This is a genomic window from Blautia faecis (assembly GCF_020554845.1).
In the GTDB taxonomy this organism is placed as follows: Bacteria; Bacillota; Clostridia; order Lachnospirales; family Lachnospiraceae; genus Blautia_A; species Blautia_A faecis.
In genome coordinates this window covers 168,296-175,089 of the sequence record NZ_JAJCIA010000003.1, presented here as the reverse complement: position 1 = coordinate 175,089, position 6,794 = coordinate 168,296, and the positions used below count along the sequence as shown (strand labels likewise).

General features: G+C 45.4%; 7 protein-coding genes and 1 pseudogene. 1 reads left to right on the top strand and 7 read right to left on the bottom strand.

The features are described from left to right. On the top strand, positions 1–674 hold a 674-nt coding region (locus LIZ66_RS02910), incomplete at its 5' end, for a transcriptional regulator (protein ID WP_227087359.1). A gap of 93 nt (positions 675–767) precedes the next feature. Here LIZ66_RS02910 and LIZ66_RS18715 read toward each other — a convergent pair. From LIZ66_RS18715 to ltrA, 7 genes and pseudogenes are all read right to left on the bottom strand, one after another. Continuing rightward, the gene (locus LIZ66_RS18715) at positions 768–2,069 is read right to left on the bottom strand and encodes an MATE family efflux transporter (protein WP_003020289.1); all 1,302 of its coding nucleotides are present in this window, start codon (positions 2,067–2,069) and stop codon (positions 768–770) included. Continuing rightward, positions 2,062–2,496: a MarR family winged helix-turn-helix transcriptional regulator gene (locus LIZ66_RS02900; protein WP_227083177.1), complete on the bottom strand. Its 435-nt coding sequence runs from the start codon at positions 2,494–2,496 to the stop codon at positions 2,062–2,064. Before LIZ66_RS02900 ends, LIZ66_RS18715 begins: the two co-directional genes overlap by 8 nt. Positions 2,497–2,612: 116 nt before the next feature. Then, positions 2,613–2,990: a TnpV protein gene (locus tag LIZ66_RS02895; protein WP_009274452.1), complete on the bottom strand. Its 378-nt coding sequence runs from the start codon at positions 2,988–2,990 to the stop codon at positions 2,613–2,615. After that, a complete protein-coding gene (locus LIZ66_RS02890; RefSeq protein ID WP_009274451.1) occupies positions 2,950–3,222 on the bottom strand; it encodes a helix-turn-helix domain-containing protein in 273 nt (90 codons plus the stop codon). The genes LIZ66_RS02895 and LIZ66_RS02890 overlap by 41 nt, the downstream gene beginning before the upstream one ends. Positions 3,223–3,377: 155 nt before the next feature. After that, complete coding sequence (locus LIZ66_RS02885) at positions 3,378–3,536, bottom strand: Maff2 family mobile element protein (RefSeq protein ID WP_227064562.1); 159 nt, start codon at positions 3,534–3,536, stop codon at positions 3,378–3,380. Positions 3,537–3,643: 107 nt separating this feature from the next. Next, a pseudogene (locus LIZ66_RS02880) lies at positions 3,644–4,699 on the bottom strand (VirD4-like conjugal transfer protein, CD1115 family); the annotation flags it as partial. 132 nt (positions 4,700–4,831) lie between these two features. Further along, positions 4,832–6,742, bottom strand: coding sequence for a group II intron reverse transcriptase/maturase (ltrA, locus tag LIZ66_RS02875; protein ID WP_009005801.1), 1,911 nt, complete (start codon positions 6,740–6,742; stop codon positions 4,832–4,834). Positions 6,743–6,794: the final 52 nt, after the last annotated feature.

Here is a 6,794-nt window from a genome sequence, read left to right as displayed (position 1 = left end):
AGGAAATCAATCATGGCAACCTTATCACGCTGGCAGACTTCTATGGGGTTTCCGTTGATTATCTACTGTGCCGGACAGAGAACAGGGAGCAGATCAACACGTCATTGACGGAGCTGCATTTGAATGATGAGATGGTTGCTCTCCTGAAAAGCGGTCGGATTAACAACCGTCTGCTCTGTGAGCTTGCCACACATAAAGATTTTATCAAGTTTCTTGCAGACATTGAGATTTATGTGGACGGGATTGCCACCATGCAGATTCAAAATCTCAATGCACTTGTCGATACCGTCCGGCATGAAATCATTGAACGGTATCGCCCCGGCGAAGATGACCCGCATTTGAAAGTGCTGCAAGCCGCCCATATCAGCGATGATGAATATTTCAGCCACATGGTTCTGGATGACCTCAATCTCATTATCCGGGATATTCGGGAAACTCACAAAAAGGACAGTGAGAGTGCGCCCCAGACCACCGTTGCCGATGAACTGAAAGAAAATCTGGAAGCGGTCGAAAATTTCAAGGGCAGTCGGGATGAAAAGCTGGTCATCCTTTATTGCAAGCAACTCGGTATCAACTATAAAAATCTGTCGGAAGAAGAATTCCGCTGGCTCATTCGGATTCTCAAAAAATCAAAGAAAATGGGAACGCCTATCAGCCAAAGGAAAAAACGGTAAAGAAAAACCGCTGTTGCATGGTTTGTTAGCTTCCATGTAGCAGCGGTTTTTACTGTGGTTATTCAGTTGAAAATCAGAACGATAAACTGGAAGTTATCGATTTCTTTGTGCGCTGTATCTAACGGACAGCACAATGCTTACTGATGCGGTAATGACCTTTGCAAATACGGCGCTCCACCAAATCGTGATTTGACCGCCAAACACCGGCGGCAGCATCAGCATCAACACCAGCATGATGATGGGTTCGATAAAGGTCAGAACATAGGACAGCACACTTTTTTCGGTTGCGTAGAAAGCCGCCGCGGAAACTCGTGTGATGGCGTCAAACGGAACCGACACAAGGAAGATCGGCATGACCTTTATGACCCCTGCGTTTACCTCGGCAGATGAACCGAACAGTAGTCCAATCTTTCCACGGAGCAGGTAAATCAGAATCGCACTGATTACCGCCAAAACCATGGAAAATTCATACGCCAGCGTTTTGGTTTGTTTGAGCGATTTTTCTTCGCCTGCTCCGTAGAACTGACTCATGAGCGGCTGGCTACCATCACCGACACCCTGCAAAAGAAGATAAACAATGCAGATGATATAGGAGATACAGGCATAGGTGGCGATAGCCTCCTGTCCGCCATAATAAACCGAAAATCGGTTGATGATCACAAGAGAGATATTTGGGGCAAGGGTCAAGCCAAATGGAGCAAGTCCGATTTTTAATATCTGAAATGCCGTTTTCGGGGTATCAACAGGTGCGATTTTCAGAGTGAGGTTCTTTTTGATGGCGCAATACACGAGTGCAACCGCCATGGTAACTCCCTGCCCAATAATGGTCGCCAATGCCGCACCGTACATGCCCCGTCCAAGAACCCACACAAAAGTATAGTCAAGAGCAACATTGGTAGCAAAGCCGCAGATCATAGCGATCATTGCCCACAAAGAACCGCCGTAATTACGCATAAACGGAACCAGTCCGGTGCCGAACACCTGTAAAATCGCTCCAAGGGCAATTACCTTGATATACTCATTTCCCAGAGTAAGCAACTCGCCCGATGCACCAAGGGCAGAAAGGATTTTCTCTGAAGTGAAGAAAACGGTGACAGTCAGGACAGCGCTGAAAAGAAGCATCAGCCATGTTGCACCGGCAACGAACTCCCGTGCTTTTTTCTCATTTCCTGCTGCTTTCAGAATGGAGTATTTGACTGAACCGCCCATTCCGATTCCTGTCCCTACGGATTGCAGGACCGCCGTGATGGGATATGCAATGTTGATTGCGGAAAGTCCGGCATCCCCGATTGAGTTGCCTACAAAGAAACCGTCAACGATGGCATACACCCCGGAAAGCGCAAAGGATAACACGGACGGAATCACATACTGAAAGAAAGTCCGCTTGTTATTCACTGCCCAGCCCTCCTCTCAGCTCTCTTTCAAAGAGAAGATTGAAAAGGTCAAGAATTTCACACATGGCTTGGAGCCGTTCGTTCCCGATTGTTCTATAAACCTTCTCCTCGGCTTTTCGTAAAGGCGCAATCATTCTGTGGGCGTATACCTGTCCGCTTTCAGTCAAGACGATCCGCTTCTCACGTTTATCGCCCTCGCTGGCCTCCAACAGTAAATAGCCCTTCTTTTGAAGTGCGCTCACGACCGTATGAACCGTCTGTTTTTGCATACCGAAATTCTCTGCGATCTGCTTTTGCGTCAGTTCTCCCATGGATTCCAGCGCATACAGCACCATCATTTCCGGGTATCCGATGCCAAGTACTGAAGCTGCTTTTGTATATAGCGCAGTGCTTTTCTCCCACGCAACGTTAAAATGATTGTTTTCCATAAGTCCTCCTCTTACAAATAGTATTTACAAATACTATTATAGTATATTGTAAGGACTATTGTCAAGGGCGTATGGAGCAAAAAATTCTTATTTGTCATAATCATTCTACCATACCGTTATGAATAAATCATCTCTTGCAAAATAATTTCTTCTGCCCGGTTGTGAATGTTATTGCAACGCCGCACCCATTCCATTTGTTGGGTTCGTTTCAATTCCTCGGTCACGCCCTCGGCATCTTTCATCTGCTCCATGATGGTGTCTAACCGTTCCTGTGCCTGTTCGTTCAGGTCTGCAAGGTATGTCCATAACTCCCCTGTCAAGGTCAAGGTGTTCAATTTGGCTGGGTGGACTTCTCTTAAATACTCCCGGTGCATCCGTCCGTACTTTCCGATAGGGCGATGTTCCTCCGGCAGCTTCAAATCTGGGATATAGTAATCTCCGACAAGGATATAATCAATTCCGTTTTCCGTTATTCTTGGTTTCAATTCGCTCATGCTCCTTACCTCCTGTGGAAGCAGGCTCGTCTGATACTAACTCAATCACATCGGTAATCTCACAATTCAGCGTTTCGCAGATACGGGCTAATGTGTCCATGCTGATGTGCTTTCCCTCTTTGCTCATGTTGGCAATCATATTCGTTGTCATACCGGCGGCAAGCCTTAAATCTTCTTTTCTCATATCACGCTCTAACAGTGTATGCCAGAGTGGTTTATAGCTGATGTGCATATTGCTTTCCTGCCTTTCTATCCATACCACCGGGGCGGCTGCCCCGGCAGGAACTTTTCTCTTATTATAGCACCAATCTTGTGAAATCACAATTTATTCTTGTAGCCTGCCGCTGATACCGTCTGGATTGTGCTTTTCCTTTCTTTTTGTTCCCTTTAATTAGCCATAAACTGCTTGATTCCCTGTGATTTTGCACCTGGATTATCATTTCCGTAACCTTCCAATAAGTTGATTACGCCCCATACTGCCACACCTGCTCCGATTGCGGTTACGACTGTTTTTAATCCGGTTACTGCTGTTGTAAAAAATGACATATTGTTTACCTCTTTCTTTCCTAAGATATAATTTTGTGCAAAAAATAAGGAGCATTGTATTCTCCCTACAAAACTCCCGTATTTCTGGACATCGTGTCCAAATGTTCCTATTCAGTTGTATCCGGGGAAAGTTCCCCGCAGTCAAAGGCTTCGTCCACCTTTGTCTTTTCCGTGACCTTCATGTGGTGCAGATGCTTCACATACTGCTCCATATCAAAGGCATTTTTCTTGTCATAGTCGGACAGCTCCTTGTACCGCTTGTGCTTCGTTATATCGAATTTGTCCGAGAAAAATGGCCTGACACCTCTAAGCTGCATAATACATTTCCCACCATCCATGACAGCAATCTCATCTTGGCTCATCAGTTCCTTTCCGGTCTTTTGGTAATTCAGACCGTAGGACTGGCTCGTTCCCCTCGTATCCGAGGTGTTGTACAGGTCAATGGTTTCTTTCCCCAATACCTCTGCTAATTCCTTTAAGGTGGTCTTTTCCTTTCCTCCGAGAAACAGCGTAGTGTCACAGTTGCCCTCTATGGTATCGGCATTGTCCCTGTAAATCGCTTTGAGCTGTGATTTTGACTGCAAAATAATAGAAGCTGATATTTCCCGGCTACGGATTGTAGCAATCAGCTTCTCAAACTGTGGAATCTGCCCGATGTTCGCAAACTCATCAAGGAGCATACGCACATGAACCGGGAGCCTTCCGTTATAAACATCATCTGCCTTGTCGCAAAGCAGGTTAAAGAGCTGTGAATACATGATAGATACCACAAAATTAAAGGTAGCATCTGTATCAGAGATAATAACGAACAACGCTGTTTTTTCCTCGCCCAGCGTGTCAAGTTCCAGTTCATCATATTCCATCAGGTCACGCAGCTCTTTGATGTCAAATGGTGCTAACCTTGCACCGCAGCTAATCAGAATCGACTTCGCTGTTTTTCCTGCCGCAAGCTTATATTTCTTATACTGCCTTACAGCAAAATGGTTCGGGTCTTTTTCCTCCAGCTCCTCAAAGAGCAGATCAACAGCATTTTTGAAGTTTTCATCGTCCTCTCTTGCTTCACTTGCATCAATCATATCAATCAGCATGGCGAAATTCTGTTCTTCCTCCGGTGCTTCGTACCAGATGTATGCAATCAATGCTGTATAATAGAGTTTTTCTGCTTATAGTGATAGGTAATCCTTTGAAGTTATCGCCGGATTTTCCCCCACTCCACACCGGACGTGCGACTTTCACCGCATCCGGCGTTCCATCGGTTGTTTTCACAAGCATTTAATCAATCACCAAATGAAATGTTAGTTTTCTATTGCGGACAAACCAGCCTGCTGGCGCAGACTGTTCACTTTTAACATCAGTTCCTTTGTTGCCTTGAGCGTGTCGGCTATCTCTTTTAGCTCATTCTTAGGACACTCTTGCAGGAGTGGAAGAAATCTATTATGGAACAAAATCATATTTCGATAGCGTTCCTTGCCGCCCAATTCTGCCGGTGTTTTCAGCCAGCATACTATGTCAGCCGCATTTTCAAAGAGTTCCCCACTTAGCGCACATTTTCCACGTTGAGCCGAGAATAGTGAAATCCTGCTGTCAGTAAGTTCTGTGCTTCGCCCCATAGACGGTTGATTCCTCAAACCTGATAGAACAGATGAGTTCATACTTAGGTTCGTGTGTATCAATGCCCGTCCCTCTACCGTGTAACTGCAAACCGCCGCTTTCTTTGCCATCGGTATCTTGTTCTTGATGTATGCGATAGGGTAGATAGGTTGGTCGATTCCAGATACATACCGTATCATTGCCGACTTTCCAAACCGTTCTTTTTCGCTCTCGGTCATTGCGCCGCCCTCTCGAACAAGTCTGCACCCGGTTTCTGTATTGAGCCGATTTGTTAAAACTGTCATGACCTGTCTGTGGATTTTCCTGCAATCAATGCTGATGCAGGTGGCAAGTTGAAAATAATTCTGTATTCCCAGAACCATTGAATTGTACAGCCGTATTTCGTCCAAAGGTCTTTTTCCCTCTGAAGGTCGGGCAATTCGTTTCGCCTGTTCCACCAGTTTTTGCCTTTCCAGTTCCAACTTTTTGTCACAGATATGAGATTGCACGATGTACTTCCTGCTTTTCGGTCTGACTCGTATCTTAAACCCAAGAAACTCTGAATAGCGTTTTCTAACATTGACTATCCTTGTTTTCTCTGGCGATACCTCCAACCTCAGCCTCTCGGTTATCCATGCCGTTACAGCCTCTTTCGTTCTCAAAGCGTCCTCTTTATTCCGGCAGAAAATTCTGAAATCATCTGCATATCTCACGATATACATTTCTTTCAACCCTGTTTTCCTCATTTTGAGGAATGCCTTGCTCCGGTCAAAAGTAATCGAGTTTCTGATTTTCCTCTCATACCCGTATTCCTTTACAAGAGGGTGGTTCTGCCATTGGCTCTCAACCCATTTGTCCAGTTCATTCAGCACGATATTGGCAAGCAACGGTGAAATGATACCGCCTTGCGGAGTGCCTTTGTCTGGAATGAGTGTAGTGCCGTCTGGCATTCTAATCGGTGCTTTCAGAATCCGCTTGATAATAAAAATCAACTGTTTGTCGTGTATTCCCATTGCCCATATTTGCCGCATTAGCTTGCTGTGATTTACGTTGTCGAAAAATCCTTTTATATCAAACTCAATCACATAATGCAGGTTCATGCGTTGAAGCATGGTGTAAGTTTTCTGCACGGCGTGTTCCACGGAACGGTTCGGGCGAAAGCCGTAACTGTTGTCGCTGAATTTCGCTTCGCAGATTGGCTCTATGACCTGTTTGATACATTGCTGTACCAGCCTGTCCCAGATACAGGGAATACCTAACGGTCTGGTTTTTCCGTTTGGTTTCGGAATGTCTTTGCGTCTTACCGGCTTTGGGCGGTATCCGTGCTGACTTCCTGTGACAATAAACCTCACTTTCTCTGCAACTGTTTCGGGCGGTAAACACCCGATGTCACTGATGTTTTTGTTGTCTGTTCCTGCTGTGTAGCTTCCTCCGTTTGCTTTGATGTTCCGATATGCCAGAAGAATGTTGTCCCGGCTCAGAATTAAATCCATAAGGTCGGTAAAATTTTCTCCCTCCAAACTTCGATGATAGAGTTCATCAAAAACTGGCTGCATACCGTAATACTCGGCATGACGTAAGTCATCTACACATAGAGTTTTGTTTTTCTTTGGCATAAGGCATCACCTCCTTTTTGCGAAAGTGACCCTTTTGGTCTTACTCGAATCC

What these genes read in the sequence shown, in the direction of transcription:
- LIZ66_RS02900 (WP_227083177.1), bottom strand. Translation starts at nt 2,496, where the DNA reads ATGGAAAACAATCATTTTAACGTTGCGTGGGAGAAAAGCACTGCGCTA.
- LIZ66_RS02895 (WP_009274452.1), bottom strand. Translation starts at nt 2,990, where the DNA reads ATGAGCGAATTGAAACCAAGAATAACGGAAAACGGAATTGATTATATC.
- LIZ66_RS02890 (WP_009274451.1), bottom strand. Translation starts at nt 3,222, where the DNA reads ATGCACATCAGCTATAAACCACTCTGGCATACACTGTTAGAGCGTGAT.
- LIZ66_RS02885 (WP_227064562.1), bottom strand. Translation starts at nt 3,536, where the DNA reads ATGTCATTTTTTACAACAGCAGTAACCGGATTAAAAACAGTCGTAACC.
- ltrA (WP_009005801.1), bottom strand. Translation starts at nt 6,742, where the DNA reads ATGCCAAAGAAAAACAAAACTCTATGTGTAGATGACTTACGTCATGCC.